The organism is Streptomyces sp. NPDC059957 (assembly GCF_042730015.1).
Lineage (GTDB): Bacteria > Actinomycetota > Actinomycetes > Streptomycetales > Streptomycetaceae > Streptomyces.
Genome location: NZ_JBHWMB010000053.1, coordinates 37,522 through 63,526 on the forward strand (window position 1 = coordinate 37,522; position 26,005 = coordinate 63,526).

Sequence of the window (26,005 nt, forward strand, 5' to 3'; positions counted from 1 at the left end):
AGCCCCCCCTCTGTTTGGTTTTTTTTGTGTTTTTGGTCGGGGGGGGGGGGGGGGGGGGGGGGGGGGTGCCTCGGGGGGCCCCCCGCCCCCGCGGATCACACAGCCAGCGGCTCCAGGTCCCGGTGGACCCGGCGCTCGTCGCGGGCGTACCGCGTCAGCCCGTGGTCCTCACCGAGCAGCCGCGTCAGCTCGGCCACCGTCTCGGCGCGGACCCGGTTCGCCTCCTCCTTGCGGCCCATCATGTCCAGGCTGACCGCCATGTTGGAGGCGCTCGCCAGGGTCTCCGGGTGGTGTACGCCCAGCGCCTCGCGCAGCCGCATCACCGCGAGCCGCTCCAGCTCCAGGGCGCCCTCCGGATCGCCCAGGTCTGCACGGGCGTTGGCCAGGTTGAGGTTGGCGAAGATGGTGTGCGGGTGGTTGTCGCCCAGCACCTCGCGCATGTGGTGGATGGTCTGGCGCAGCATCGACTCGGCGGTCTCCGCCGCCCCCGTGCCCCAGTGGAACACCGCGAGGTTGTTGACCGCGGCCAGGGTGTACGGATGCCGCTCGCCCGGCACCTTGACGTACTCGTCCACCACCTCCTGGGCCAGGTCCCGCGCCCCGCCCGGGTCCCCGGTCGCGAACAGGTCCGCGGCCAGGTTGAGTTCGCAGGCCAGGAGGTCGGGATTGACGGAGGTGTACTTGGCCCGGTACCGGTTGCGGGTCGCGGTCGTCAGCCGCAGCGCGTCCTCCACGTCGCCCGCCCTGCGCAGCGAGACGGCCAGGTTCTTGGCCGCCGACAGCGTGCCGGGGAAGGCCCGCCCCAGGGTCCGCTTGTAGATCTCGTACGTCCGGCTCAGCAACTGCACCGAGTCGTCGTACCGGCCGACCTCGCGCAGGTCGCGTGCCAGGTTCTGCGCCGAGGACAGGGTGTACGGGTGGTCCGTGCCCAGCACCTCGGTGCGCCGGTCGAAGACCTCCTGGTCGATCTCCCTGGCCCGCGCGTACTGCCCGATCATGCGCAGGTTCAGCGCCAGGTTGTTCGCGGCGGCCAGGGTGCGCGGGTGGGCCTCGTGGAAGATCTGCCCGAAGCCCTCGTGCGCGGCGTTGGCCAGCTCCATCGCCTCGCCGTAGCGGCCCAGCGCCCCCAGGTCCATGGCCAGACCGCTGGTGGTCATGTACGTGTGCGGGTGCGAGACGCCCAGCGCCGCCTGCTGGCGCTCCAGCGTGCCCTCGTCGAGCTCCATCGCCTCCACGAACCGGCCCTGCGAGCGCAGGATGTTGGAGAGGTGGAAGCGCAGGTACAGGTACTGGAGGTCGTCGCCGCCCAGGGTCTCGCGCCAGGTCTCGCGCAGCTCCTCGCCCAGTGCGTACGCGGCCTTGAAGTCGCCGCGCTTCCAGAGGTACCGCACGCGGTCGATCAGCAGCCGGCGGGTCTCCGGCTCCTTGCAGAACCGCGCCTCCGACGGGGTCAGGTGCGGCCAGATGGTGTTGAACCGCGGCCAGGTCTCCGGGTTGTCTATCGGCTCGTCGTCGTCCGGCCGGGCACCCGCCAGGATCCGGTGCACCGCGTGCCGGGCCTCGCGCTGCTCCTCCTCGGAAAGCTGCGCCCGGATCACGGCCTGCACCAGGCGGTGCACCTGGATGCTGTTGCTGACCTGGTCGACCTTGGCGAGCGCGAAGCGGCCGATCTCCCGGATGACGCGGCCCAGGACGAGCTTCTCCTGGAGGGAGGAGTCGTACGGCTTGAGGGCGTCGATCATCTCCTTGCTGTAGAGCAGGTTCGCCGAGATCGGCTCGGGCGCGAAGAAGGCGCACAGCTGGAGCAGCCGCACGGCCGCGGGGGAGCGGGACTGCAGCCGCTCTATGGAGACGTTCCAGGTGGCGGCCACCGGCTCCGGGTAGCCGGGCGGCTGGTTCAGCGCCAGCACGCGGGCGGCCTGCTGGGCCAGCTGCTCGATGTACGCGGACACCGGGGTCGCGGTCTCCGCGATCCAGGCGCCCGCCTGCTCGACGGCCAGCGGGAGGTCACCGACGGCGATCGCCACCTGCTCGGCGTCGTCCTTGCTCAGCCCGGGGGCCCGGCGCTGGAGGTGCTCGATGGACTCCTCGCGCAGGAACACGTCCACCGGGAGGGCGTCGCCGTACTGGGACCAGGACTGGTTGCGGGAGGTGACCAGCACGTGTCCCGGGCCGCCCGGCGGGAAGTACCGCTTGAGCGTCTCGGGATCGTCGGCGTTGTCGAAGACCAGCAGCCAGCGCGAGGAGGGAACCCCGCGCCGCAGCAGGTCGATCGCCTCCTGGGAGGCGGCCGACATGTCCTCGCCGGTCTGCGCGCCCAGGCGTACGGCCAGTTCCGCGAGGGCGGCGACCACGTCGTCGGTCTGCTCGGCGGAGATCCACCAGACCAGGTCGTAGTCGGCCATGAAGCGGTGGACGTACTCCAGCGCCACCTGGGTCTTGCCGACGCCGCCGAGCCCGAACAGGGTCTGCGGCTGCGGCAGCACCACGGATATGCCGCCGCCGAGCTGGTCGCGCATCCGCTCCAGCACGATGGAGCGGCCGGTGAAACCGGGGTTGCGGGGCGGCGCGTTCCAGATCTTCGGTACCGTCCCCGGGAAGCGGGGGCCCGGCGCGGAGGCGCTGGCGACGGTGTCGGGCAGCGCCATCGGCCGTTCCACGGCGCGCAGCAGCGCGGTCGTGGCGTGCACCTCGTCGAGGCGGAACAGGTCCACCGGATTGCGGTCGATGTACGGGGTGGACAGGCGTACGTCGCCCACCCGCAGCGGCACCAGCTGGCGCCGGCCCCCGGTCGGGTCCTCGGCTGCGGCCCGCTCCCACACGTCCACCGCGCGGGCGGACTTGAGGTAGGCGCTGGAGAGCAGCACCACGGTCCGCGCGGCGGTGTCCACGCTGATCCCGGTACCGCCCAGGGTGTCCCCGCCGGCGGTGGCCGGGACCCGTTCGGCGGAGACGTCCCGTGGGACGACGCGGAAGCCGGCCCGGGTGAGCACCGATTCGATCCAGTCGGCCCACATGCGGTTCTCGGCGACGTAGGAGAGGAAGAGGTCCGCGGGCAGGGCGGGGCGGCGGCGGGTGAAGGCGTCCCGGATGCGCAGGCGCACCTCCTCGCCGATGGCCGGCATCGAGGTGACGTCGCCCTCGGTGACGACGGCGGTGAGCCGTTCGAAGGCGGAGAGCAGGGAGTTGGTGAGCCCGGCCTCGTCCCCGAAGGTGGCCAGGGTCTCCTCGTAGGCGTAGTAGGGGCGGTACGGGATCTCCACCGCTCCCCAGTAGGAGGTGAGGTCGTCCCCGATCAGGCCGTTGGGGAAGCGGTCGAACTTGATCCGGGCCAGGGCGCGGCCGGCGTCGGCCTTCTCCTTCTCGCCCTCGTCGATGCGCATCGGGACCGGGTAGATCTTGATGCCGCGGTCGTTGAACCGCTCGTCGATCTGCCGGGCCACGGAGGCCGCGCCGTCGATGGACTGGTCGGACAGGGTGAAGCAGTCGACCAGGACGTCGGGCAGGTGGACCGTGCAGATGTCGGCTATGTCGGAGAGGCCGGTGCGGCTGTCGATCAGGACGTAGTCGTAGTTCCGCTTCATGTCCGCCCGTAAGGCGTCGAAGAAGAGGCCGCCGCCGAGGCGGTCGTAGAAGTTGTCCCAGTCGAAGGTCGAGACGGTCGCCGAGTACTCGCGGTTCTGCCGGCCCGCCGAGACGAAGTCGAGGGTCCCGCCGTCGGGGAACTCCCAGCCGAGGGTCTCGGGGGTGAGCGAGACGGCGTGCGGCTGGATCCGGGCGTAGTCCTTGTGCCAGTCGTCGGCGCGCTGCACCGGGCTGGTGGCCGCCCACGCGTACTCGCTGATCAGGTCGATGACACCGGTGGTGGCGCCGAGGGTGGAGGGGTCCAGGAACGGGTGGAAGAAGCGGTGCAGGCCGGGAGCCTCCAGGTCCCAGTCCACGGCGAGGACCCGCTTGCCGTTGGCGGCGAGGATCCAGGCGGTGTTGGCCAGCGCCATCGTGCGGCCCGTGCCGCCCTTGTACGAGTAGAAGGTGACGATGCGCCCCTCGCGGTGCTCGTCACCGCCGCCGTGCCCGCTGTCATGGCTCTGGCTGTCACGACTCGATGTCATCCGCGTCCCCCCGGTCGTTGTCGGTGTTGTTGTCGTGCCCGCCGGACCCGCCAGACCCGCCGGACCCGCCGGACCGGCCGAGCCCGCCGCGCCCGTCGCCCGTGTCGCCCACGGTGGGCGGGAAGGGGGCGGGCGGTGGGGCCGGAGGCCCGTTCATCCCCATCGGCCCGAGCAGCCGGGGCCGTTCGGTGCCGGCCGCGGGGCTGCCGGCCGGCGGATAGACCTGGGCGTGTCTGAGGAACTGCTGGGCGGCGGCCTCCACCACCTGCGGCAGGATCTGCCCGAGCGTCTCCATGTTGGCCACGCCGTTGGCGGCGGCCCGGCAGGCGGCCCGGCCCTGGCTCATCTTGACGGGCATGGTGTCCTCGAGCCGGTGGGCCAACTCGCTCTCCTTCGCGCGGCTCTGGTGGTCGTACCGGTTCCACGGCACGACCACGTTGATCCACGGCCGGGACTCCTGGTCGAAGGCGGCCAGGCGCTGGCGGCGCTGCTCGTCCTGGACCGCCCAGCGGTCCACGATGAGGATCTCGGGCCGGGTCGGCGGCTGCTTGGAGTCGAAGTGCCCGGCTTCGTCGTCGAACGATCCCAACGTCGTCTGGTAGTTGAGGTTGCGGACCAGGTCCTCGGCCACGTAGGCGATGGGCCGCTGGGAGACCGGGTGGTACGGGTTCCAGTCCAGCGCGCTGTCCCCGTAGTACTCGGGGCTGCGGCCCTCGGGCAGATCGTGCCGGGAAGCGGCTGCCACGGTGACGTGCAGGGTGCGGGTGGTGCTGGCGGGGGTGCCGTTCGCGGAGCCGAAGGCGCTGGGCACCAGCCGGTAGTCGAGGGGCCGGATGGGATCGAGCCGGACGGTCTCGGCGACCCGGACGATCCGTTTGGCGAGTTCGTACACCGCGCTCTCGTACTGCTCGGCGTAGCCCCGCAGTTTGATCAGTCCGTACAGCCCGTCGGTGACGTACCGCTCGCCGAAGGTGTTGTGGTTGAACTGCAAGCGCTCTGCGGGAAGCGGTAGTTGGGAGGGCGGCACCGGCACCCATAACGCGGGCACGATGGCCTCGGCCGGCTGGTTGCTGAGCGCCACGTGGTGGATGGTGCGCTGAGCGAAGGCGAACCACTCCTTGCCGCACATTTCGCTGGCGAAGTAGCGCGGCGAGAACAGGGGGACGAAGACCCGGCAGGTGGCGAGCGCCGCCCCGAGCCGTTCCGACCAGCCCTCACCGCTGCGTATCTCCCGGTCCATGAAGCCGGCCTCGGCTCCCGCGGGCAGATTCGTCAGCGCCATGACATGGCTGCAGAGATCGCGGAAAAGCCGCTCCACCCACATGTCCGGGTCCGGTCCTCCCGCCCCGAACCTCGGTGTATGCGCATAACTGAGAAAAAAGTACGGCTGCACTGATGCGGGCACACGACCCCCGTCCCGAAGATGCGAGCGAAGAAACATCATTCCGGAGCTGCTCCGCCACATCCCCTCATCGTTCAGTCAATCAGCGTCTGTTTTCGGTCATCCATTCCATCGCGTGATCGACGGCATGCGGAAGGGCGAAGAGCATGGTCGATGCTCCGCCGATCCGCCCCCGGCGAATCCCTTCTTCCGGGAACGCCCTGCCGATCTCGGCGAAATCGCTGTCATCCAGCGCGATGTCCTCGTACGCGGTCCACCCTTCCCCCTCGGACCGTTCGGGCTGCCGCCCCGGAAGGCCCGGTTGGTTCACCTTCACCACACACTCGTACATGCGCAAGGGGGGCTTCGGAATTCGATACTCCGCGAGATGGAAAGCGGTACAGACGGAAAACCCCACATTGATCATGAGTACCTCCCATCCCTTCCCGCACATCTTTCCCAGGGGTGATTCCTCGCCCAAATGGCTGGTCAGCGGATGTTCCGCGCACAGTTCCCGCGCTCCTTCCCCGACCGCGGCGAAAGAGGTCTGCGGATGCCCGCTGCGCGCCGCTCCCGGGGCGGTGCGCACCGCCTCGGCGAGGACGCCCATGCCGTGGCTCGGGGTGTGCGCCGGGTCGAAGGCGGGCATCCTCGCGCGGAACTCCCGTACGCCCTCCTCGGAGAGGCCCGCGATCCGCGCCAGGTGCGCGGTGGAGGTCTTGGAGTTCTGCGGGGTGAAGGCCGGCGCCACGAGCGTGCCGCGCGGGCCCACGGCGGCGAGGAGGGCGCCCAGCAGCTCGTCGGCGCGCAGGCCGGTGCCGCCGAGCGAGGCGTGCACCAGGAGGCGCGTGCCGGGGCGTACGCCGAGTGCGTGGACGGGGCCGGCGGCCCCGGAGTTCGATGGGAGGGTCATGCGTCCACCGCCTTCCGAACTTTGACCCTGACGCGCCGCTGTATGGCTACACTTACTCAAGGGCTGCGAGCGCGAAGGCACGAACCACACGCCGGTGGGGACACGGTTTTGCCGCCAGGACCAGCTCAACACAGATTTGGCTCGCCCATAGGCGAGTCTCGGCAACTCCCACCCCCCGGGGCGTGGGTAGCGGGGCGCAGTCAACCGCCCCAGAAACGGCGCAAGCCGGTTCCGGACGCGGGAGTCCACGCGGCAGCCAGTCGCGCCCTACCTGCAAGGCTGGGCCTTTTAGGGCCGGGTCAAGTTGACTTCCCAGCGGAGCTGCTCCACGAGCCGCTTGCCGGTGCTCGTCAGCTCCGCCGCCCCCGACAGGCGGTCCAGCGCCCGGCTGATCCGGTCCAGCCCGCCCGGCTCCGCGGCGGCGGTCGCCCGCCGGTAGGCCTCCACGGCCACCCGCTCGTGGACGTCGGCCAGCAGCCGCGACACCGGGACCGGGCGTTCCCGCCACGGCGAGGGGTGCTGCCACTCCCCGTCCAGCGCGTACAGGTCGGCCACCTCGGTCAGCGCCTGGAGCCCGGCCCGCCGGCGCCCGGTCAGCAGCGCGAGCGCGGTCTCCGCCACCCCCGCCGCGTACGGCACTCCGAGCGCGCCGGGACCGTGCCGCCCGGCCTCTCCCCAGCCGCCCGCCCGGGGGCCGCCCGCGAGCGGGGTCAGGGTGGTCAGCCCGGTGGCCGCCGCCCGCGCGAACTCGGGCACCGAGGCGTGCAGCAGCGCCCATGCCGCGTCGAGGCGCTCCCGCCACTCCCCGGCCTCCGCGGCACCGAGCCGCAGCCGGGGCGGGCGGGCGAAGCAATTGCGGTGCGGATCCAGGTCCTCCAGCGCCACCGGGGCCGCGTCCGGCCCCGGCGACCAGGTGCGTACGGGCTGCCAGCGCGCGTCACCCGCCGCCGGCCCGAAGCGGTGCTCGGGGCGGCCCTCCTCGCGGACGGCGTACCGCCCGCCGGCGGCGGCGTGCAGCGTGGCCCGGCCCTCGGTGCCGGGCTCGCCCAGGCGCAGCAGGCCGAGCGTCGGCAGGTACACCTCGCCGTCCCGGTAGACGACCTCGGCGGGCAGGTCGAGCCCGCCGCGCAGGACGGCTGCGGCGGCCAGCGCGGTCAGCAGGCGGGCCGCCCGCGGGGCATCGGGGCGGCCCTGCGCGGCGGGGTCGAGGCAGGCCATGACCCAGGTCCGGGTGAAGGGGTGGGCCAGTACGGCGTCCAGCGCGTCCGCACCGGCCTGCCCGGCCCGCTCCACGGCGCCCAGCACCCGCCAGGCCCGCTCCCAGTCGCCGTCACCCGTGCGGCGGTCGTTCAGGAGGGCGAGCAGGTCCCTGGTGAGCTGCTCCTGGGAGCCGGCCAGCTCGGCCGGGTCGGACAGCTCCGGCGCGCTCGCGCGGGCACTCGTACGGCCCTCCACACCGTCGACGAGCTCGCGCAGGTCGGTGCAGTAGACGGAGGGGTTGTCGAAGTCCCCCGCGGCTTGCGCGTCCGGGGCGGCCTTGTATCGGTGCGTGTAGAGGCCGCCTCCGCACGAACGTACGACGGGGCACCGGCGGCACGTATCGCTGACGCCGGCCAGGCCCAGTTGCCGGGCGCGGACCCCGGGATGGGCCGCGACCAGGTCGAAGGCGTGGTCGAAGACGTTGAACCCGGTGGCGGCGGCTCCCTCGAAGGCGCTCTTCAGGGAGTCGACCTGTTCCAGGTTCCCGTCGGTTTCCACGACCACGAGATCGGTGGGCGCGAGGCCGAGGGACTCGGTGAGGCTGGGGCCGCCGGCCAGGGTGGAGAACAGCGAGTCGAAGAGCCGCACGGGGACCGGGCGCCCGCGCTGCTCCCAGTGGTCGAAGATCCGCAGCAGCCAGCGCGCGTAGGCGTCGGGGGCCTCGTCGGGGCGGACCGGGGGCGTCTGCCAGGTGGCGTGCGGGAGCAGGAAGTCCACGCGCGGCGGGGCCAGTTCGACCAGGGCGTCGAGGACGGCCACGGGGTCGTTGGCCACGTCGATGGTGCAGAGCAGACCCTGGTAGAGGTGGCGGTAGGGCTCGGTGCGCAGCAGGTCCACGGCGGCCAGGACCAGGGGGTGGCTGGTGCGTCCGTCGGCGAAGCGCCGGTGGCGGTCGTTGGCCGCGCGGTCCCCGTCGAGGGAGACGCTGACGCTGACGCCGAACTCCGCGAAGAGGTCCAGGTAACGGGGGCTGAGCTGCAGGCCGTTGGTGTGCATGCGCAGGTCGAGGGCGGCGACGCCGTCGAGGGCGCGGGTGAATTCCTCGCACACGAGCCGGATGCGGGCGGTGCCCGCGAGAAGCGGTTCCCCTCCGTGAAGGATGACCGTGACGGAGGGGAGTGCGTGTGCCCTTGCGTGTTCTGCGAGACGCGACGCGGTCTGTGCAATCACCTCGGGGGAGATCACTTTGGGCCGGGCGCGCCAGCTCTGATCTGCGTGTTCGTAGACATAGCAATGGTCACAAGCGAGATCGCATCTGCTGTGAACTTTCAGGACGATCTCGCGAAAAGCGATCAGGCCGGTCATTCCACCAGTCTAGAGCGCTGATTTGGTGGTCAGAGTGCAGAGTTGAAGATGGGCGTCTGAACCTTTCGGCCGGATTCCGTCGGGAGGACGCGGCCCAGGGTCGCGGCGGCGCGCGCACCGCGGACATCGATCCGGTCGAGCGGGACGCGGGTGGCCGTGACGGTGCTGGCCGGGTGGGTTGCGGAGGTGTTCATGACGCCGTCCTCGGGGAGGTCATGGGGAATGGGAGGGGTTGACATTGGCGAGGAGCCAGTGTCTGGCGCGGACTTTACCTCCCCGGCCACTGATCGGCGTGCCGAACTGCCCAGGTCGTTGCTACAGAGTGATGTCCTGTGCAGGGCCGATCGGGGGTCGGTGGTAAACATGATCGAATTCGCCCGGGGCAGGTATTCGCCCGTTTGCCTTACGGCAAGATCCTTTCCATTTGACGGCCTGTCGCGGCCTGTCGCGGCCGGGCGCGGCCCACCGTGGGCCGCCCCGGTCGTCACCCCGGACCGGCGGTGCCGGCGGGGTGGTGTTCCCGGCCCCGATCGGGAGGGCCGGCTCGTCCGCGGGTGCGAGCGGGCCCGGCAGCGATCGCGAGCCCGCTCGCACCGGCATCGCCGCACGTCCTGATGGCGTACTTCGGCACGCGCGTGCGGAGTTGGGAATCCGATGGCGGCAAGCCGGTCTGCGGCACTGCCGAGTTGGCGGCCCCGCAGGCCCGGCTTCGCGGGCCCGACCCAGACGGCCGGCCCCGCGGGTCCGGCCCTAGGCCGGCTGCTGCTCGTTCACGGGTGGCGCCGGCAGCTCCCTGAGCAGCCACGTCAGTACGTCGGGCAGCGCGTGCAGCGCACCGAAGTGAGCGGCGGCCGGGTCGATGGTGGTGGTGGCTCCGGGGATGCGCCGGCCCAGCCAGCGGGAGTGGCCCACGGGGGAGAACTCGTCGAGCCCGCCGTGCCAGATCATCACCGGACAGCGGATGTCGGCGGGGTCGAACCCCCAGGGGGTGCTGAAGGCGAGGATGTCGTCGATCCAGCCGTAGGCGGAGGTGCGGACCCCCTCGCGGTAGTTCCGCAGCAGCATCGCGCGCAGTCCCGCGTCCGAGACGACCAGGCGGTCGCTCTCGGTGAGCTCCCGGCGCAGCTCGTCCAGCAGCTGCCCGGGATCGGCCGCGATGCCCGCCGCGCGGGGGATCAGCCGGGCGGCCAGTTCCTCGGGGTCCCGGCCGGCGGTGGAGTAGGCCGTGACGTTCGAGGCGGTCATCCCCTCGAACCAGTCGAGGTCCTCCGCGTCCCGGGGGGCGAGGGGGACCAGGGCCGCGGTCCGGGTGACCCGGTCGGGGAGCAGGGCGGCGCAGGCCAGCGCGCCGGGGGCGCCGCCGGAGCGGCCGGCCACGGCGAAGCTGTCCAGGCCCAGGGAGTCGGCGACCGCGGCCACCTCGGCGGCCACGTCGGCGACGGTGCGGCCCGGGTGGCGGTCGGAGCCCCCGTAGCCGGGCCGGTCGTAGGCGATGAGCTGCATGCGGCGCTGGTAGAGGACCATGCCCCGGGGGGCGGGGCCCAGTCGGCTGCCGGGCATGCCGTGGAGCAGGAAAACGGGTTTGCCGTCCGGGTCGCCCCAGCGCTCCACCGTCAGATTCCGTCCGTCCGCGACGCGCACCTGACTGCGCACGCGCTCCCTCCCTCACGGTCGACGCGACTCGTCACGGTGATTGTGCTCGCTGGGGGAGGAGCGCGGTAGGGCGCACTTCCCGAGAAATTCTTGTGAAAGTTTTCACAAGCGCACAGGGGTCTTAGGTCCCGAGGTGTTTGCGCAGGTCAGATGGGTGTTGGAGAGGGGGTGAACGGGTGTGAACGGCCCTTCGGCCCGTCGGGAAAGGGCTTTTTCGGCAGCACGGCTTCCGCTTTTGGGTGTCGAATTGAGTCATCAGGAAAGCGGTTCAGGTTGAGTCGAAATGAAGGAGTTCCTGCCATGCAGGCGAACGAGATGGTGGATGGACTGGTCCAGGGGGCGCTCACGGCGCTCGACCAGTTCTCGTCGTTCAACCAGGAGCAGGTCGACCACATCGTCAAGAAGGCCTCGCTGGCCGCGCTGAGCCAGCACGGCGAGCTCGCCCAGCTGGCGGTCGAGGAGACCGGTCGCGGCCTCTTCGAGGACAAGGCCGTCAAGAACCTCTTCGCCTGCGAGCACGTCGTGAACTCGATGCGCGGGCTCAAGACCGCCGGCGTCATCCGCCGCGACGAGCTGAACGGCATCACGGAGATCGCCGAGCCCGTCGGCGTCGTCTGCGCGATGACCCCGGTGACCAACCCGACCTCCACCACGATCTTCAAGGCCCTGATCGCCCTGAAGACCCGCAACCCGATCATCTTCGCCTTCCACCCCTCCGCGCAGAACTGCTCGGCCGAGGCCGCCCGCATCGTCCGCGACGCCGCCGTCGCCGCCGGCGCGCCCGCCGACTGCGTCCAGTGGGTCACCGCCCCCTCCATGGAGGCCACCGGCGCCCTCATGAACCACCCGGGCGTCTCCACCATCCTCGCGACCGGCGGAAACGCCATGGTCAAGGCCGCCTACTCGTGCGGCAAGCCGGCCCTGGGCGTCGGCGCGGGCAACGTCCCGGCGTACGTCCACAAGAGCGCCAAGCTCGGCCGCGCGATCCACGACATCGTGCTCTCCAAGGCCTTCGACAACGGCATGATCTGCGCCTCCGAGCAGGCCGTGATCCTCGACGCCGAGATCTACGAAGCGGGCCTCGCCGAGTTCAAGCGGCTCGGCGCCCACGTGGTCTCCGCCGCGGAGAAGACCAAGCTGGAGCAGTTCGTCTTCGGCACCACCGCCTACGCGGCCGACGCCAACGGCGCCAAGCTGAACCCGGCGGTCGTCGGCAAGTCCCCGCAGTGGATCGCCGAGCAGGCCGGCTTCACCGTCCCCGCCGAGGCCTCGATCCTCCTCGCGGAGTGCAACGAGGTCGGCGAGAACGAGCCGCTGACCCGCGAGAAGCTGTCCCCGATCCTGGCCGCCCTGAAGGCCTCCGACACCGAGCACGGCCTCGAACTGGCCGCCGCGATGGTCGAGTTCCACGGTCTGGGCCACAGCGCCGCCATCCACGCCGAGGACGAGGAGCTCGTCGAGGAGTTCGGCAGGAAGGTCAAGGCGATCCGCGTCATCGCCAACTCGCCCTCCACCTTCGGCGGCATCGGCGACGTCTACAACGCCTTCCTCCCCTCGCTCACCCTGGGCTGCGGCTCGTACGGACACAACTCGGTGTCGAACAACGTCACCGCGGTCAACCTGATCAACGTCAAGCGGATCGGACGGCGCAACACCAACATGCAGTGGTTCAAGGTCCCGCCGAAGATCTACTTCGAGCGCAACTCCATCCGCTACCTCGGTGAGATGGACGGCATCAGCCGGGTCTCGATCGTCACCGACAAGACGATGGTCTCCATCGGCTTCGTGCAGAAGGTCGTCGACATCCTGCAGGCCCGCGAGGGTGCCGTGTCGATCCAGATCATCGACAACGTCGAGCCCAACCCGGAGCTCGCAACCGTCCAGGCCGGAGCCGCGATGATGCGCGACTTCAAGCCCGACACGATCATCGGCCTCGGCGGCGGCTCGCCGATGGACGCCGCGAAGATCATGTGGCTGATGTACGAGCGCCCGGAGGTGGAGTTCGCCGACACGAAGGAGAAGTTCTTCGACGTCCGCAAGCGCGCCTACAAGTTCCCCTCGCTCGGCGAGAAGGCCAAGATGGTCGCCATCCCGACCACCTCGGGCACCGGCTCCGAGGTCACCCCGTTCGCCGTCATCTCCGACCCGGCCGCGGCCCAGAAGTACCCGCTCGCCGACTACGCGCTGACCCCGAACGTCGCCATCGTCGACCCGATGCTGCCGATGGGCCTCCCGCCCAAGGTGACCGCCGACTCCGGCTTCGACGCCCTGACGCACGCCACCGAGGCCTACGTCTCCGCGTACTCGAACGACTACACCGACGGTCTGTGCCTCCAGGCCATCAAGCTCGTCTTCGAGAACCTGCAGCGCTGCGTGGTCGACGGTCCCAACGACCCCGAGGCCCGCGAGAAGATGCACAACGCCTCCACGGTGGCGGGCATGGCCTTCGCCAACGCCTTCCTGGGCATGGTCCACGCCATGGCGCACACCCTGGGCAACACCTTCCACGTCGCCCACGGCCGCACCAACGCGCTGCTCCTGCCGCACGTGATCCGCCACAACGGCACGGTCACCCACAAGGCCACCCCGTGGCCCAAGGCCGAGGTCTACCGGGCGCCGGAGCGCTTCCAGGAGATCGCGAAGATGCTGGGCCTGCCGGCCGCCACGGCAGCCGAGGGCGTCGAGTCCTACGCCAAGGCCGTCGAGGAGCTCCGCAGCAAGTGCGGGATCACCTCCTCCTTCGCCGAGGAGGGCGTGGACGAGCAGGCCTTCATCGAGGCCCTGCCGACCCAGGCCATGAACGCCTACGCCGACCAGTGCGCCCCCGCCAACCCGCGGATGCCGATGATCGACGACCTGAAGCAGCTCATGCGCCAGGCGTACTACGGCAACGCCGAGGGCGCCCCGGTCAAGAAGGCCGCAGCCAAGAAGAAGTAGCCGCCAAGGAAGCAGCCGCCAAGGAAGCAGCCGCCAAGGAGAAGCAGCCGCCAAGGAGAAGCAGCCCTTCTTCTTCCTGAGAACCTCCGCCAAGGAGCGGAAAAGCCCGCCCGGGACGCTAAGGCCCGGGCGGGCTTTCCACATGTCCGGACGGCTCCGGGGCGCGGGGCTCAGGTGTGCGGGACCAGCAGGGCCGCCGCGGAGCGGGCGCGCTCCAGGGAGGTGGCCCGGTCCGCGCCGCGCTCGCCCAGGACCACCCGGGTGCTCAGTCCGTCCAGCAGTGCCAGCAGCTCGGAGGCGCGGGCGGGGACGTCCAGGCCGGCGGCGAAGCGGCCCTGTTCCACCCCCTTGGCGAGGAGCGCCTCCAGGTCCTGCTGCCAGCCGTCGTCGATCTCCTGCTGGGCGGCGCGCAGCGGCTCGTTCGAGGGGATGCGGGCCCACAGCTCGATCCAGAGCGTCCAGCGCGGATCGCGGGGGCCGCGGGGCAGGTAGAGCTCCAGGAAGAGCGCGAGCTTGCGGTGGGCGGTGGTCCGGCGGCCCAGCATCTCGGTGCGCTCCGCGGTCAGCTGCTGCTCGCTCCAGCGCAGGGCGGCCAGCAGCAGCCGGTCCTTGCTGCCGAAGTAGTACAGGATGTGGCCGCCGCTGGTGCCGAGCCGTTCGGCGAGCGCGGACATGGTGAGCGTGGCCAGCCCGTCCTCGGCGATCGCCGTCATGGCCTCTTCCAGCATGCGTTCCTGGGCGATCTGCCCGTCGCGCCGCCGTGCCGCTCCCGCCGCTCCCGCCGCTCCTGCCACCCGTGCCGCCTTCCCGATCTTCGTGGGCCGACCTTATCCCGGACAGGGTCTTGACGGGGTCCGGGTCGGGAGCGCATCTTGAATGCCATTCAAGAACTTAGAACGCCGTTCAAGGTCTGTTCACGGTTCACGGTTCGTGGTTCACGTTCACCGCCGAAGGTCAGGGGCAGACGCATGGCACACCAGGAGACGACGGCCGCCGTCGACGAGGTCTTCAGAGTCGAGACGCACGGCATCGACCCCATCCCCGACGCCGAGCGCCACGGCGGGGCCAAGGACCTCTTCTGGCTCTGGTTCGGTTCCAACCTGACCTTCACCTACATGATCAACGGAGCCCTCGCCGTCGCCTTCGGCCTCAGCTTCTGGCAGGCCACCGCCGTGGTCGTGATCAGCGGGCTGGCCTTCTTCGCGATCAGCGCCGCCGGCCTCAGCGGCATCCGCACCGGCACCGCCACCCTGGTCATCTCCCGGGCCGCCTTCGGCGTACGGGGCAACTGGCCGGCGGGCGTCCTCAACTGGGTGGTGAGCATCGGCTACACCATCGTCAACACCGTCGTGGGCACCCTGGCCCTGGAGGTCTTCTTCGCCGAGGTCGGCCTGGGCGAAGGCACCCTGATCCGGGCCCTCGCGCTCGGCATCACCCTCGCGCTCACCTTCGCCGTCGCGATGTGGGGCCACGCCACCGTGCAGTTCGCAGAGCGCTGGATGGCCTACGTCCTGGCCGTCGGCTTCGGCGCCCTGCTGGTCTTCGTCCTGCCCGGCGCCGAGACCACCGCCCCGGCCGACGCCCTGGCCCCGGGCCTGTCCGGCTGGAGCCTGGCCTTCGTCGTGATGCTCGCCGGGCCGTTCTCGTACCTGCCGATGCCCTCCGACTACACCCGCTACCTGCCCCGGACCACCTCGCTGAAGTCGATCACCTGGATGGGCGCGCTCGGCGGGTTCCTCTCCTCCGTCGCCCTCGGGATCGCCGGCGTGGCCGCCGCCACCCAGACCGACATGACCGACGCCGTCGCCGGGGCCGAGAGCCTGCTGCCCGGCTGGTTCCAGCCGCTGTTCCTGGCCCTGGTCCTGGGCGGCTCCGTCACCAACTCGATCATCACGCTCTACTCCTCCAGCCTGAACCTCCAGGTCCTCGGCATCCCGTGGAGCCGCGCCCGGGCCATCGTGGTCAGCGCCGCCGTGACCGCCGCCGGGTCGCTCGCCGCCCTCTTCCTCACCGACTTCACCACCTCGCTGCTGTCCTTCCTCTCGCTGCTGATCATCGTGTTCGCCCCCTGGGGCGGCGTCTTCCTCGCCGACATGCTGCTGCGCCGCTGCCGCTACGACTCCGACGCGCTGCACGCCGGGAGCCGCGGTGCCTACTGGTACCGCTCCGGATACCACCCCGCCGGCATGACCGCCCTGCTCGCCGGCATGGTCTTCGCCGCCCTGACCTGCGATTCCGAGCTGTGGACCGGGCCGCTCGTGGCCCCGCTCGGGGGCGCCGACCTCACCCTGCTCGGCTCGGTGGTCTCCGGGCTCACGTACTGGGCCCTCGTCCGCCGGGTGCCCGCCTACGCCCCGGCCGCCTGAGGGCCCCTCCGGCACCTCCCCGCTCGCCCGTACCCCCTCTGCACAGGAGCACCACCCCATGTCACACTCCGCCCCCGCCGACCTGCTCCTCACCGGAGCCCGCATCCACACCGTGGACCCCGAGCTGCCCGAGGCCGAAGCCCTCGCCGTGCGGGGCGGCCGGATCGTCTGGGTGGGCCCCGACGCCGAGGCCGCCGACTGGGCGGGCCCGGACACCGAGCGGATCGACGCGGGCGGACGGCTCGTGCTGCCGGGATTCATCGACGCCCACAACCACGTCCGGCTCGGCTCCGACGACGCGTGCGTGCAGCTCGCCGGGGTGCGGACGCTCGAAGCGATCCTCGACCGGATCGGCGCATGGCGGGAGGCCAACCCCGGCGCCGAGTGGATCGAGGCCGAGGCCTTCGACTACTCCGCCATCCCCGGCGGCCGCATGCCCACCGCCGCCGACCTGGACCCGGTCACCGGGGACACCCCCGCGATCGTGCTCTCGTACGACGTCCACACGGCCTGGCTGAACACGGCCGCGATGCACCGGCTCGGAGTTGCGAAGGACCGTACCGACCTGCCCTTCGGCACGGCCGCCGTGGACCCCGCGACCGGTGAACCCACCGGGTTCGTCAAGGACTTCGCCATCAAGGGGCTGTCCCGCGACGGCCACCGCGCCCTGCGCGACCTGGGCGTGCCGTGGGCCTCCCCGGACCGCCAGTACGGGCGCCTCGCCAAGAGCCTCGACGACGCGATCGGCTTCGGCATCACCACCGTCGTCGAGCCGCAGAACTCCCTCGACGACCTGGAACTGTACGACCGGGCACGCGCCGAGGGCCGGCTGCGCTCGCGGATCGTCGCCGCACTGTTCCACCCGCGCGGGACCACCGAGGAGGACCTCGACCTCTTCGAGGCGGCGGCCAAGGTGCACGCGGGTGACCGCTTCCGGGTCGGTCCCCTCAAGCTCTACATCGACGACGTGGTGGAGCCGCGCACGGCCGCGCTGCTCGAGCCGTACACCGGCTGCGGGTCGCACCGGGGCGAGACCTTCTACCCGGCGGAGGAGTTCGCCGGGCTCCTCGCCCGGCTGGACGCGCGCGGGTTCCAGTGCTTCGTCCACGCCACGGGCGACCGGGGCATCCGTACCGTCCTCGACGCCGTCGAGCACGCACGGGCGGTGAACGGCCCGCGCGACGCCCGCCACCAGGTGGTGCACGTGGAATGCCTGGACCCCGCGGACGTACCGCGCTTCGCGCAGCTCGGCGTGGTGGCCTGCATGCAGCCCCGGCACTGCGCGCCGGAGATCGCCGGTCCGGGCCAGGACTGGGCGGAGAACGTCGGGGAGGACCGCTGGCACAAGGCGTGGCCCATGCGCAGCCTCGCCGAGGCGGGCGCGGTCCTGGCCTTCTCCAGCGACTGGAACGTCGCCGAGATGGACCCGATGGTCGGCATCTACACGGCGCTGACCCGGCGCCCGCTGGACGGCGGCGACCCGTGGCAGGAACAGGAGACGGTGGACGCCCGGACGGCGGTGTACGGCTACACGATGGGTTCCGCGTACGCCAACTTCCTCGAGGAGGACCGGGGTTCCCTCACGGTCGGCAAGGCGGCCGACTTCGTGATCCTGTCCCGGGACATCCTCGCGGTGGCCCCGGAGCAGATCCCCGGGACGGTGGCCGAAACGGTGGTGGTCGCGGGAGAAGTGGTCCACCGGGCCGGGTAGGCCGGCGGAACTTTCGCCGCGGACCCCGGGGGACCGTATGGAGGCGCTGCTCGCTCCGTCGGGCCGAGCCGGCCCCCGGTGGAGAAATGCCTGGCGGGCCGTTGGGGCGGGGCGTTAGTCTCGCCGCGATGACGACCTTCCGTACACACAGATCGGGGGTCCTGTCCGCGCAAGGTGAGTGCTGATGCTCACTCCGACCGCGAACGGGACTTCTTCCCGCCCTTCCTTCTGGCTGCGCGTGCGCGAGTTCGCCGTGCCGCCGTCCATGATCGAGACCGCGACCGCCCGTCGCTCCGCAGGTGACTGGGCGGGGGCGTGCGCCGCCGCGGCCGTCGACGTGGACTTCGACCTGCGCGCCCTGGCGCGCACCCACGGCCGCGAACTCGCGGCCCGGATCCGGGCCGACCTGCGCCACCTGGCACCGGACCTGCTGCGCTGGCACCTGCCGAGGATCGCCCCGGACGGACTGCTGCGCCCCGGGCTGACCATCGCCCTGGCCCGGTACGGGGACGCGGGGCCCGGCGGTGCACGTCCGCTGCACCTCGTGGTCCGTACCCCGCCGGCCTGGGCGGAGTACGGACAGCGGATCAGCCTCGCCCTGTGGGACGCGTCCCGCTCCGAGGACGCCGCCCGCCGCCCGCCGGGGGCCGGTCCGCATCCCCATCCGCACCCCCATCCGCGGTTCCGCCTCGACCTGCACCGCCACCTGTGGGACGCCCGCCGCAGCGGCGAGCTCCGCTCCAGGTCCGGGGCCGACCGGCAGCCCGGCGACACGGGCCCCGCGGTGGATCCCGGCCTGCCGGGACCGCTGCCCGTGGTGCCCCGCTGCGCCGTCGACCGGTGGGCGGCCGAGGCGGAGTTCGTGCTCCGCGCCGAGGGACGCTCCGGCGGCCCGGTCACCGTGCGGCTCGGAGCCCGGCACCGGCTGTACGTGCACCCGCGCGGCGACGGAGGCGGCTGGATCTCCGCAGCCGGGCCCGCGGAGGCGGGCGCTCCCGCCCCGCCCGTGCTGCCCGATGCGGCGACCTGGGTGCTGCCCGACCTGGAGCTGCTCCGCACCGGGGCGATCGGCGCCGGCCGGCTGCACCCGCTGGTCGCGCGGGCCCTCGTCCCGGACCGGTCGCCGTCCGGGCCCGCCGGGGCCGAAGTCGAAGCCGCGGACCGGGCGGGGGAAGCCCGCCTGGTGGACTGCCGGGGTGCCCGGCACCGGATCGGCCTGGTCGACGGGGTACTGGTCCCGCTGGACCACGACCCGGCGGAGATCCGCCGCGAGGAGCTGCTGGTCGCGCTGACCGGTACGCCGCTGCCCTGCCTGCGGGCCATCGACGAGGCGCACCGCCGCCCCGACTCCCTCTCCGGCGTCCGCGAACGCCTCGACCACGGCGACACCGCCGGCGCCCTGGCCGTCGTAGAGGGGCTGCTCGGTCCCGGAGCGCTGCTGCGCGACGGCCCCTTGCGGGACGAGCTGGAGGCGGCCGCGCTCCGGCGGATCACCTACGGGCTGTTCCGGGCGGGCCTGGCCGAACCGGCCGCCGTCCGTGCCCACACCGGCTACCGCTCTCCCCGTCCGCGCCGCACCGAGCGCTCGCACCCGCGGCACGTGACCCGCCGCTGACCGGGGCTCCCCGCCCCGCCCACACGTCCCACCAGACATCCAAAGGTGATTCCGCATGCGTTCTCATGCCCCGTCGGTCCCGTCCGGCCTGTCCGTCCCGTCCGCTCCGTCCGCTCCCGTCGGCACCGCCGCTCCCGTCGGCCCCGCCCAACTCGACGTCGCCGCAGGGCTGCTGGCCCTGCTGCGCGATACGACGACCGAAGCGCGGCCCGACATCCAACTGGAGGCCCTGACCCTGGCCGTGGCCGCAGACCTGCCCGTTCTCCTGTGGGGTGAGCCGGGCATCGGCAAGACCGCGGCCCTGACCCAGCTCGCCACGTCGCTGGACCTCCCGCTGACCACCGTCATCGCCAGCGTGCACGAGCCGTCGGACTTCTCCGGCCTGCCCATCGTCGGGGACGACCCCGCCGAGCAGGGAGTACCGATGGCCCCGCCGGACTGGGCCGTGCGCCTGGTGCGGGCCGGCCGGGGGCTGCTGTTCCTCGACGAGCTGTCCACCGCGCCGCCGGCCGTGCAGGCGGCCCTGCTCCGCCTCGTGCTGGAGCGGCGGATCGGCGCGCTGCGGCTGCCGCCCGAGGTCCGGATCGTGGCCGCCGCCAATCCGCGGGCCTCCGCCGCCGACGGCTGGGAGCTGAGCCCGCCCCTGGCCAACCGCTTCGTCCACCTCCAGTGGACGCACGACCACGAGGTGGTGGTGCGCGGCCTCGGCGGGACCTGGCCCCGCGCCACCCTGCCCCGGCTCGACCCCGAACGGCTTCCGGAAGCCGTGGACTTCGCCCGCCGCGCGGTGTGCGGGCTGCTCGCCGCCCGGCCCAAGCTCGTCCACCAGCTGCCCTCCGGCGAAACCCGCCGGGGCGGTCCCTGGCCCTCTCCCCGGAGCTGGGAGATGACCCTCTGCCTGATCGCCTTCGCGACCGCGGCCGGCTCCTCCCGGGAAGTGCTCTCCCTGCTGGTCAGGGGAACCGTCGGAGACGGACCCGGGCTGGAACTCCTGGCGAGCCTGGACCGGATGGACCTCCCGGACCCCGAGATGCTGCTCGCCGACCCGGCGGCCGCCGTGCTGCCCGAGCGCGGGGACCTGCGCCAAGCCGTCCTCGACGGTGTGGTCGAGGCGGTGCGGGGGCGCCCGGAGAAGTCCCGCTGGGACGCGGCGTGGGCGCTGCTGGCCCGGGCGCTGGAGAACGGCGCACCGGACCTGGTGGTCGTCCCCGCGAGCACGCTGGCCGCGCTGCGCCGCGAGGACTGGGAGGTCCCGGCCGCGATCGACCGGCTCGCCGGGGCCGTGGCCCTGTCCCGGCGTGCCGACCGGGCGGCTGCCCGGTCGGGCGTGCCCGTCAAGGCGGGCCGGTGACGGCCGTGCGGCCCGTAACGCCCACGACCACCGCGAAGCCGGCGACCACCGCGAAGCCGGCGACGCCCGCGGCGACCGTGACGCCCGGAGCGCCTGCGACCACCGCGACGCCCGTGACCACCGCGACGCCCGGAGCGCCCCCGACGCTGGACCTGGACAAGCTCTACGCCGCCCGGCTGCACGCCGTCCGGGTGCGCCCGTACCTGGCCACGGCGCTGTTCGCCCTGCACGTCGTGGAATCGCGCCGGGTCCCGACGATGGCCGTCGACCGCCACTGGCGGTGCTACGTCTCGCCCGGCTTCGTGGACCGCACCCCCGTGGAGGAACTGGCCTCGGTCTGGGTCCACGAGGCCTCCCACCTGCTGCGCGACCACCACGGACGCGGGGACCGAGCCGCGAGGGAGCACGGCCTGACCGGCCCGGGGGAGCGGCTGCGGATGAACATCGCGGCCGACTTCGAGATCAACGACGACGCGTACGGGGACGGGCTGGTCCGGCCCGAGAGCGCTGTCCAGCCGGAGGCCGTGGGGCTGCCGGAGGGCGAGCTCATGGAGGAGTACCTGACGCAGTTCGGGCTCGGGCCGCACACGCAGCACATGGCCTGGCTGGACTGCGGCAGCGGCGCCGACGGCCTGGAACGGGAGTGGGACCTCGGCGCGGACGGCGCCGACGGCGTGCACGGCCTGAGCGAGCAGGAACGCGACGCGGTCCGGTTCCGAGTGGCGCAGGGCATCACGGGCCGGCCGGGCAACGCCTCGAGGGGCTGGAAGCGCTGGGCGGAGGAGGTGTTCCACCCGCCGCAGTCCTGGCGGGAGTTGCTGGGGGCGGCCGTCCGGTCGGCCACCTCCGGATCCGGCGCGGGCGACGACTACGCCTACAGCCGGCCGTCGCGGCGTTCGGCCGGGGTGCCGGGTGCCGTGCTGCCGAGCCTGCGGCGCCGGCCGCCCCGGGTCAGCGTGGTCATCGACACCTCCGGGTCCGTCAGCGACGCCGAACTGGGCAGCGCGCTCCTGGAAGTCGCCGCCATCTCCCGCGCGGTGGGCGGCCGCCGGGACCTGGTCACCGTGGTGCCGTGCGACGCCTCGGCCCGGATCGCCCACCCACTGTGCCGCGCCGAGGGGATCCCGCTGCTGGGCGGCGGCGGTACGGATCTGCGCACGGGCTTCGCCACGGCGCTGCGCTCGGCGCCCCGGCCGGACGTGATCGTGGTCCTGACCGACGGGCAGACGCCCTGGCCGAGCTCGCGCCCGCCGTGCCGGACGGTGGTGGGGCTGTTCCCCCGGGAGGGGGGCAGGCGCTCGTGGGACGAGGACCGCGACTACGTCCCCGACGCGCCGCCCGACTGGGCGCGCGTGGTGCACATCGGCTAGCCGGGCGGCGGTCGGGCGATCCGTCGGTCCGGCGGCTACCGCTTCGGCCAGTACCAGAGGGGTTCGTCCAGGGGTCCGCCAGCGGGGCGGCGTGCGTGACCACCACCGTCTGGGTGTCCCGGGCCACCGTCAGGATCAGGTCCGCGAGGGGGCCCAGCAGGTCCGGGTGGAGGCTGGTCTCCGGCTCGTTGAGCACCATCAGGGCGGGCGGGCGCGGGGTCAGCAGGGCGGCCGTCCACAGCAGGTAGCGCAGTGTCCCGTCGGAGAGTTCCGCCGCGCCCAGCGGGCGCAGCAGTCCGTGCTGGTGCAGCTCCAGCTCGAAGCGGCCGTCCCGTTCGGAGACCGCCACGCTGCTGCCCGGGAAGGCCGCCTCGACGGCGGCGTCCAGCGCCGCGTGGTCGCCGGTCTCCCGGATCGTCTGGAGCGCGGCCGGCAGGTCGGAACCGTCCGCGGCGAGTACCGGCGTACGGGTTCCGACGCGCGGGGTGCGGGCCGGCGCGTCGGCGTCCGTGCGGACGTGGTCGTAGAACCGCCAGGAGCGGATCAGTTCGCGCAGGGCCAGCAGGTCGGGGGCCAGCTGCGGGTCCGCGAGTTCGCTGAGCATGGAGTCGTACGGGCGCAAGGCGCCCTGGGTGCGGTGCCAGCCGCCGTCAGCGGTCCGGGTGCGCACGGCGGGCCCGGCGCGGTCGCAGAGCAGGGCGGCGGGGCGCAGGACCGGACCGGCCCAGGTGCACTCGCGTTTGATCTCGGGGTCGAGGCCGAAGAGCGAGCCGCCGACCGGCGCGGGATGGCCGAAGTCCACCGCGTAGCCGAACTCGTCCCCGGCGAACCCGAGCCGCAGGCTCACCGGTTCGGAGCGGACGGTCGGCTCGACCGCGTACCGGCCCTCGCGCACCGCCCGCCCCGTCTTCTCCGGGCCGGCCCACAGGGTGGAGGGCAGTCCGCCCTCCCGGGCCAGCGCCGCGATCGCACCGCCCCGCGCGGAGTCGGCCAGCAGCCGCAGCGACCGGTACAGGCTGGACTTGCCCGTACCGTTGGCGCCCGTCACCACGGTGAGCCGGCCGAGGGGTACGACGAGCCTGCGCAGGGAGCGGTAGTTCTCCACCGCGAGGGTCGTGATCACGTCGTGGCCGTGCGGTGGCCGTGCCGGGCGGTGCTCACGTCTCCGGGTGCTCCTCGGGGGCGAGGAAACGGCCCATCGGCAGCACCTGGCGACCCCAGGTGCTCGCCATGATCTGCCCGGCGAGCAGGTACGTGGCTCCGAGCGCGGCCAGCAGCCCGCTCCAGCCGGTGATCCGCTCCCAGACCACCGAGCCGGTGAACCCGCTGATCGTCATCCCGACGAAGACCACCAGCACGCACGTGAAGGTGGACAGCAGCACCAGGTGGATCCGCCAGCTGCCGATCCACAGCACGAACACCACGAACACCCACGGCAGGGCGAACAGCCCGCTCACGTCCCCGCGCAGCGCCGGATCGGTGGCCGGCAACACCCACTGGAGCAGCAGGGCCTTCGACATCCAGAACAGCCCGAAGCCGCCGAAGACGGTGGCGTGCCAGGTGTCGCCGCGCTGCGCCTGGAAGAGCCCGGCCAGCAGCTGGGCGAGCCCGCCGATGAAGAAGCCGACCAGCGGCAGCACCGAGTGGCTGAGCTTCTCGGGGAAGATGCCCGCGTCGATGCCGGTGGCGATGGTGGTGACGACGATGAAGCCGGTGAGGCCGAGGGGGCCCAGCTGCGCCTGCGCGCTGGGCTCCATCCGCTTGACGGAGACGGCCTGTTCGGCCGGGCCCATGCGGTTGCGGACGTGGACCGGGTTGTTCATCGCACGGCTTCCCGCTCCGGCAGGGCGTCCGGGTCCTCGGGGAGCCCGCTGCCGACCGCCGCTCCGGCCTTGCCCCTGCGGCCCGCCGCGCAGGCCAGCGTGATCGCCGAGCCGAGCACCGCCCAGCCGCTCAGGACCAGCAGCGGCCCGGTGATGTCATTGCCCTTGAAGTACGCGATCGAGCGCCCGGCGTACGTGCCCGCGCCCGGCGGCAGCCACGGGCCGATGGCCTTCCAGAACGGCGGCAGCAGCGGGTACGGGTAGGCGCCGCCGGCGCTCGGGTTGCCGAGCACCACCACCAGCAGGATCGCCAGGCCGATTCCGACCACGCCCGCGAGGCCCTGGAAGGCCAGGGTGATCGCGCCGACGGCGAAGACGACGAGGGTGCCGAGCCCCCACAGGCCCAGGATGCTGCCGGGCAGCGCGCCCAGGATCGGGTCCGCGATGACCGCGCCGAGGAGTCCGGCCGCGACGGCGTACACGAACAGCGCGCCGAGCCGGATGACGGCGCGGTGGACGTTCGCGGGCCGGGCGCCCGCGCTGATCGCGAGGATCGCGGCACACAGGTAGCCGCCCACGCACCAGCCCACGACCAGGTAGAACGAGCTCAGCCCGCGCCCGTCGCCGGCGGCGGCCGGGGCCACGTCCACGACGCGGACGGTGCGGCCCTGGGTCTTCTCGACGAGGCCGACGACCTCTTCCAGGGCCTGCGACAGGGAGGCCCCGGCGCCGCTCGCGACCATCAGCTTGTCGGTCGTGCCGGTCGGGTCGACGATCAGCGCGCCGTCCACGTCCCGGTTCTGGATCTGCCGCAGCGCCGTCGCCTCGTCCTGTACGGCACGGGGGTCGAGGGGCTTGCCCGGCAGCGCGGAGAGCTGTTTCGCCGTCTGCTCGGCCACCGGCTGGGCGGGCGCGGCCACCGCGATCGGGATCTCGCTGGGCCTGGGGTGATGGAAGGCCCCGACGTACGAGGTGATGAAGGCGAGCTGGAGCGCCAGTACGCCCAGGACCAGGAGAGCGGCCCGGGTGGTGACGGCGTCCTTGATCTCGGCGAGGAAGCCGCCGGACTGCCCTGGGTCTGTGTGGGTGGACTGGGTCATGTCTCACACGCTCGGCCTATCGGGCGCCGGACGCAGCAGGGGAGGGCCGAACGGATGACGGCCGTCGGAGCGGACCGCGCAGTTTTTACCGCCGCGTAACTTCCCAGTTTTGCTACTCGCCCGTAATTTAGCGGCTGCAGCACCCCCTTGTGATCCGGATCACGGGATGCACCCCCACGTACTTCCCGCGCCATCCCGCGCTATTCCCCTTGAGCCGCAAGGAGATCACACGATGCTGCCCTGGAGACGCCTGCTCCGCCCGCTGGCCGTCCTCGTCCTGACCGCCGCCGCACTCGTCGCCCCCACCGGCGCGGCCCAGGCCGCCTCGGCGCCGAGCAGCGGCTGGAACAACTGGTCCTGCAAACCGTCCGCCGCCCACCCCCGGCCCGTCGTCCTGGTCCACGGAACCTTCGGGAACTCCGTCGACAACTGGCTCGGCTTCGCGCCGTACCTCGTCCACCGGGGCTACTGCGTCTACTCCCTCGACTACGGGCAGCTGCCCGGCGTCCCCTTCTTCAACGGGCTCGGGCCCATCGAGGCGTCCGCCGGGCAGCTCGACGTCTTCGTCGACAAGGTGCTCGCGTCCACCGGAGCGGCCGAGACGGACATCGTCGGCCACTCCCAGGGCGGCATGATGCCGCGCTACTACCTGAAGTTCCTCGGCGGCGCCGCCAAGGTCAACGCCCTGGTCGGACTCGCCCCCGACAACCACGGGACGACCCTGCTCGGCCTCACCAAGCTCCTCCCGTACTTCCCCGGAGCCGGGGACCTGATCAGCACGGCCACCCCGGGCCTCGCCGACCAGATCGCCGGATCGCCCTTCCAGAACAAGCTGAACGAGGGCGGGGACACCGTCCCCGGAGTCGCGTACACGGTGATCGCCACCCGCTACGACGAGGTGGTCACCCCGTACCGGAGCCAGTTCCTCACCGGGCCGAACGTCCGCAACGTGCTGCTCCAGGACCTGTGCGCGGTGGACTTCTCGGAGCACGTGGCCATCGGGCTCACCGACCGGATCGCCTGGCACGAGGCGGTCAACGCCCTCGACCCGGCGCACGCCGAGCGGACCACCTGCGCGTCGGTCTTCTCCTGACGGCGGCGGGCGGCC

General features: G+C 72.4%; 17 protein-coding genes and 1 pseudogene. 7 read left to right on the forward strand and 11 right to left on the reverse strand.

The window, feature by feature from the left end; all coding sequences use genetic code 11:
• Positions 1 to 95: 95 nt before the first annotated feature.
• The 6 genes from fxsT to ACFWBW_RS29425 form a co-directional block, all read right to left on the reverse strand.
• Positions 96 to 4,112, reverse strand: a complete 4,017-nt coding sequence (gene fxsT, locus ACFWBW_RS29400) for an FxSxx-COOH system tetratricopeptide repeat protein (protein ID WP_385378593.1) — start codon at positions 4,110 to 4,112, stop codon at positions 96 to 98.
• Positions 4,096 to 5,553 carry a TIR-like protein FxsC gene (locus ACFWBW_RS29405; protein ID WP_385378640.1) on the reverse strand — a complete coding sequence of 486 codons (1,458 nt, stop codon included), beginning with the start codon at positions 5,551 to 5,553 and terminating at the stop codon, positions 4,096 to 4,098. Before ACFWBW_RS29405 ends, fxsT begins: the two co-directional genes overlap by 17 nt.
• 43 nt (positions 5,554 to 5,596) lie before the next feature.
• The gene (locus ACFWBW_RS29410) at positions 5,597 to 6,331 is read right to left on the reverse strand and encodes an aminoglycoside N(3)-acetyltransferase (protein ID WP_385378596.1); all 735 of its coding nucleotides are present in this window, start codon (positions 6,329 to 6,331) and stop codon (positions 5,597 to 5,599) included.
• Positions 6,332 to 6,694: 363 nt separating this feature from the next.
• Positions 6,695 to 8,971: a radical SAM/SPASM protein FxsBH, inactivated beta-hydroxylase extension form gene (gene fxsBH, locus ACFWBW_RS29415; protein WP_385378599.1), complete on the reverse strand. Its 2,277-nt coding sequence runs from the start codon at positions 8,969 to 8,971 to the stop codon at positions 6,695 to 6,697.
• A gap of 29 nt (positions 8,972 to 9,000) precedes the next feature.
• Positions 9,001 to 9,165 carry an FxSxx-COOH cyclophane-containing RiPP peptide gene (fxsA, locus tag ACFWBW_RS29420; protein WP_254384685.1) on the reverse strand — a complete coding sequence of 55 codons (165 nt, stop codon included), beginning with the start codon at positions 9,163 to 9,165 and terminating at the stop codon, positions 9,001 to 9,003.
• Between the two features lie 556 nt (positions 9,166 to 9,721).
• A complete protein-coding gene (locus ACFWBW_RS29425) occupies positions 9,722 to 10,624 on the reverse strand; it encodes an alpha/beta fold hydrolase (RefSeq protein WP_385378602.1) in 903 nt (300 codons plus the stop codon).
• A 300-nt stretch (positions 10,625 to 10,924) separates the two neighbouring features.
• Between ACFWBW_RS29425 and adhE the strand changes: the two genes are divergently transcribed.
• Entirely contained in the window at positions 10,925 to 13,561 is a 2,637-nt protein-coding gene (gene adhE / locus ACFWBW_RS29430; protein WP_385378605.1) for a bifunctional acetaldehyde-CoA/alcohol dehydrogenase, read from the forward strand.
• 170 nt (positions 13,562 to 13,731) lie between these two features.
• On the opposite strand, the gene ACFWBW_RS29435 is transcribed toward adhE, so the two are convergent.
• On the reverse strand, positions 13,732 to 14,289 hold the full coding sequence (locus tag ACFWBW_RS29435) for a TetR/AcrR family transcriptional regulator (RefSeq protein WP_385378643.1): 558 nt from the start codon (positions 14,287 to 14,289) through the stop codon (positions 13,732 to 13,734).
• A 240-nt stretch (positions 14,290 to 14,529) separates the two neighbouring features.
• Here ACFWBW_RS29435 and ACFWBW_RS29440 point away from each other — a divergent pair, with 240 nt between their 5' ends.
• From ACFWBW_RS29440 to ACFWBW_RS29455, 4 genes are all read left to right on the forward strand, one after another.
• The gene (locus tag ACFWBW_RS29440) at positions 14,530 to 15,927 is read left to right on the forward strand and encodes a purine-cytosine permease family protein (RefSeq protein ID WP_385378608.1); all 1,398 of its coding nucleotides are present in this window, start codon (positions 14,530 to 14,532) and stop codon (positions 15,925 to 15,927) included.
• A gap of 58 nt (positions 15,928 to 15,985) precedes the next feature.
• Complete coding sequence (locus tag ACFWBW_RS29445; RefSeq protein ID WP_385378610.1) at positions 15,986 to 17,638, forward strand: amidohydrolase; 1,653 nt, start codon at positions 15,986 to 15,988, stop codon at positions 17,636 to 17,638.
• A 184-nt stretch (positions 17,639 to 17,822) separates the two neighbouring features.
• A complete protein-coding gene (locus ACFWBW_RS29450; RefSeq protein ID WP_385378613.1) occupies positions 17,823 to 19,253 on the forward strand; it encodes a hypothetical protein in 1,431 nt (476 codons plus the stop codon).
• Positions 19,254 to 19,308: 55 nt separating this feature from the next.
• Positions 19,309 to 20,604: an AAA family ATPase gene (locus tag ACFWBW_RS29455; protein WP_385378616.1), complete on the forward strand. Its 1,296-nt coding sequence runs from the start codon at positions 19,309 to 19,311 to the stop codon at positions 20,602 to 20,604.
• Here ACFWBW_RS29455 and ACFWBW_RS29460 read toward each other — a convergent pair.
• The gene (locus tag ACFWBW_RS29460) at positions 20,588 to 20,725 is read right to left on the reverse strand and encodes a hypothetical protein (RefSeq protein WP_385378619.1); all 138 of its coding nucleotides are present in this window, start codon (positions 20,723 to 20,725) and stop codon (positions 20,588 to 20,590) included. The genes ACFWBW_RS29455 and ACFWBW_RS29460 overlap by 17 nt on opposite strands.
• On the opposite strand from ACFWBW_RS29460, the gene ACFWBW_RS29465 reads away from it, so the two are divergent.
• Positions 20,718 to 21,974 (forward strand): VWA-like domain-containing protein, encoded by a 1,257-nt coding sequence (locus tag ACFWBW_RS29465; protein WP_385378622.1) that lies wholly within the window; start codon positions 20,718 to 20,720, stop codon positions 21,972 to 21,974. The genes ACFWBW_RS29460 and ACFWBW_RS29465 overlap by 8 nt on opposite strands.
• Before the next feature lie 151 nt (positions 21,975 to 22,125).
• On the opposite strand, the pseudogene ACFWBW_RS29470 reads toward ACFWBW_RS29465, so the two are convergent.
• The 3 genes and pseudogenes from ACFWBW_RS29470 to ACFWBW_RS29480 all read right to left on the reverse strand — a co-directional run.
• Positions 22,126 to 22,578, reverse strand: a pseudogene (locus ACFWBW_RS29470) (AAA family ATPase); the annotation flags it as partial.
• A 553-nt stretch (positions 22,579 to 23,131) separates the two neighbouring features.
• Positions 23,132 to 23,797: an acetate uptake transporter gene (locus ACFWBW_RS29475; RefSeq protein WP_385378625.1), complete on the reverse strand. Its 666-nt coding sequence runs from the start codon at positions 23,795 to 23,797 to the stop codon at positions 23,132 to 23,134.
• Positions 23,794 to 24,897, reverse strand: coding sequence for a DUF3533 domain-containing protein (locus tag ACFWBW_RS29480; protein WP_385378628.1), 1,104 nt, complete (start codon positions 24,895 to 24,897; stop codon positions 23,794 to 23,796). Before ACFWBW_RS29480 ends, ACFWBW_RS29475 begins: the two co-directional genes overlap by 4 nt.
• Before the next feature lie 232 nt (positions 24,898 to 25,129).
• On the opposite strand from ACFWBW_RS29480, the gene ACFWBW_RS29485 reads away from it, so the two are divergent.
• Positions 25,130 to 25,990 carry an esterase/lipase family protein gene (locus ACFWBW_RS29485; RefSeq protein WP_385378631.1) on the forward strand — a complete coding sequence of 287 codons (861 nt, stop codon included), beginning with the start codon at positions 25,130 to 25,132 and terminating at the stop codon, positions 25,988 to 25,990.
• Positions 25,991 to 26,005: the final 15 nt, after the last annotated feature.

Excerpts from the sequence above, each read along its gene's own strand:
- fxsT (WP_385378593.1), bottom strand. The coding sequence starts at position 4,112 with ATGACATCGAGTCGTGACAGCCAGAGCCATGACAGCGGGCACGGCGGC.
- ACFWBW_RS29405 (WP_385378640.1), bottom strand. The coding sequence starts at position 5,553 with ATGTTTCTTCGCTCGCATCTTCGGGACGGGGGTCGTGTGCCCGCATCA.
- fxsBH (WP_385378599.1), bottom strand. The coding sequence starts at position 8,971 with ATGACCGGCCTGATCGCTTTTCGCGAGATCGTCCTGAAAGTTCACAGC.
- fxsA (WP_254384685.1), bottom strand. The coding sequence starts at position 9,165 with ATGAACACCTCCGCAACCCACCCGGCCAGCACCGTCACGGCCACCCGC.
- adhE (WP_385378605.1), top strand. The coding sequence starts at position 10,925 with ATGCAGGCGAACGAGATGGTGGATGGACTGGTCCAGGGGGCGCTCACG.
- ACFWBW_RS29435 (WP_385378643.1), bottom strand. The coding sequence starts at position 14,289 with ATGCTGGAAGAGGCCATGACGGCGATCGCCGAGGACGGGCTGGCCACG.
- ACFWBW_RS29440 (WP_385378608.1), top strand. The coding sequence starts at position 14,530 with ATGGCACACCAGGAGACGACGGCCGCCGTCGACGAGGTCTTCAGAGTC.
- ACFWBW_RS29445 (WP_385378610.1), top strand. The coding sequence starts at position 15,986 with ATGTCACACTCCGCCCCCGCCGACCTGCTCCTCACCGGAGCCCGCATC.
- ACFWBW_RS29450 (WP_385378613.1), top strand. The coding sequence starts at position 17,823 with ATGCTCACTCCGACCGCGAACGGGACTTCTTCCCGCCCTTCCTTCTGG.
- ACFWBW_RS29455 (WP_385378616.1), top strand. The coding sequence starts at position 19,309 with ATGCGTTCTCATGCCCCGTCGGTCCCGTCCGGCCTGTCCGTCCCGTCC.
- ACFWBW_RS29475 (WP_385378625.1), bottom strand. The coding sequence starts at position 23,797 with ATGAACAACCCGGTCCACGTCCGCAACCGCATGGGCCCGGCCGAACAG.
- ACFWBW_RS29480 (WP_385378628.1), bottom strand. The coding sequence starts at position 24,897 with ATGACCCAGTCCACCCACACAGACCCAGGGCAGTCCGGCGGCTTCCTC.
- ACFWBW_RS29485 (WP_385378631.1), top strand. The coding sequence starts at position 25,130 with ATGCTGCCCTGGAGACGCCTGCTCCGCCCGCTGGCCGTCCTCGTCCTG.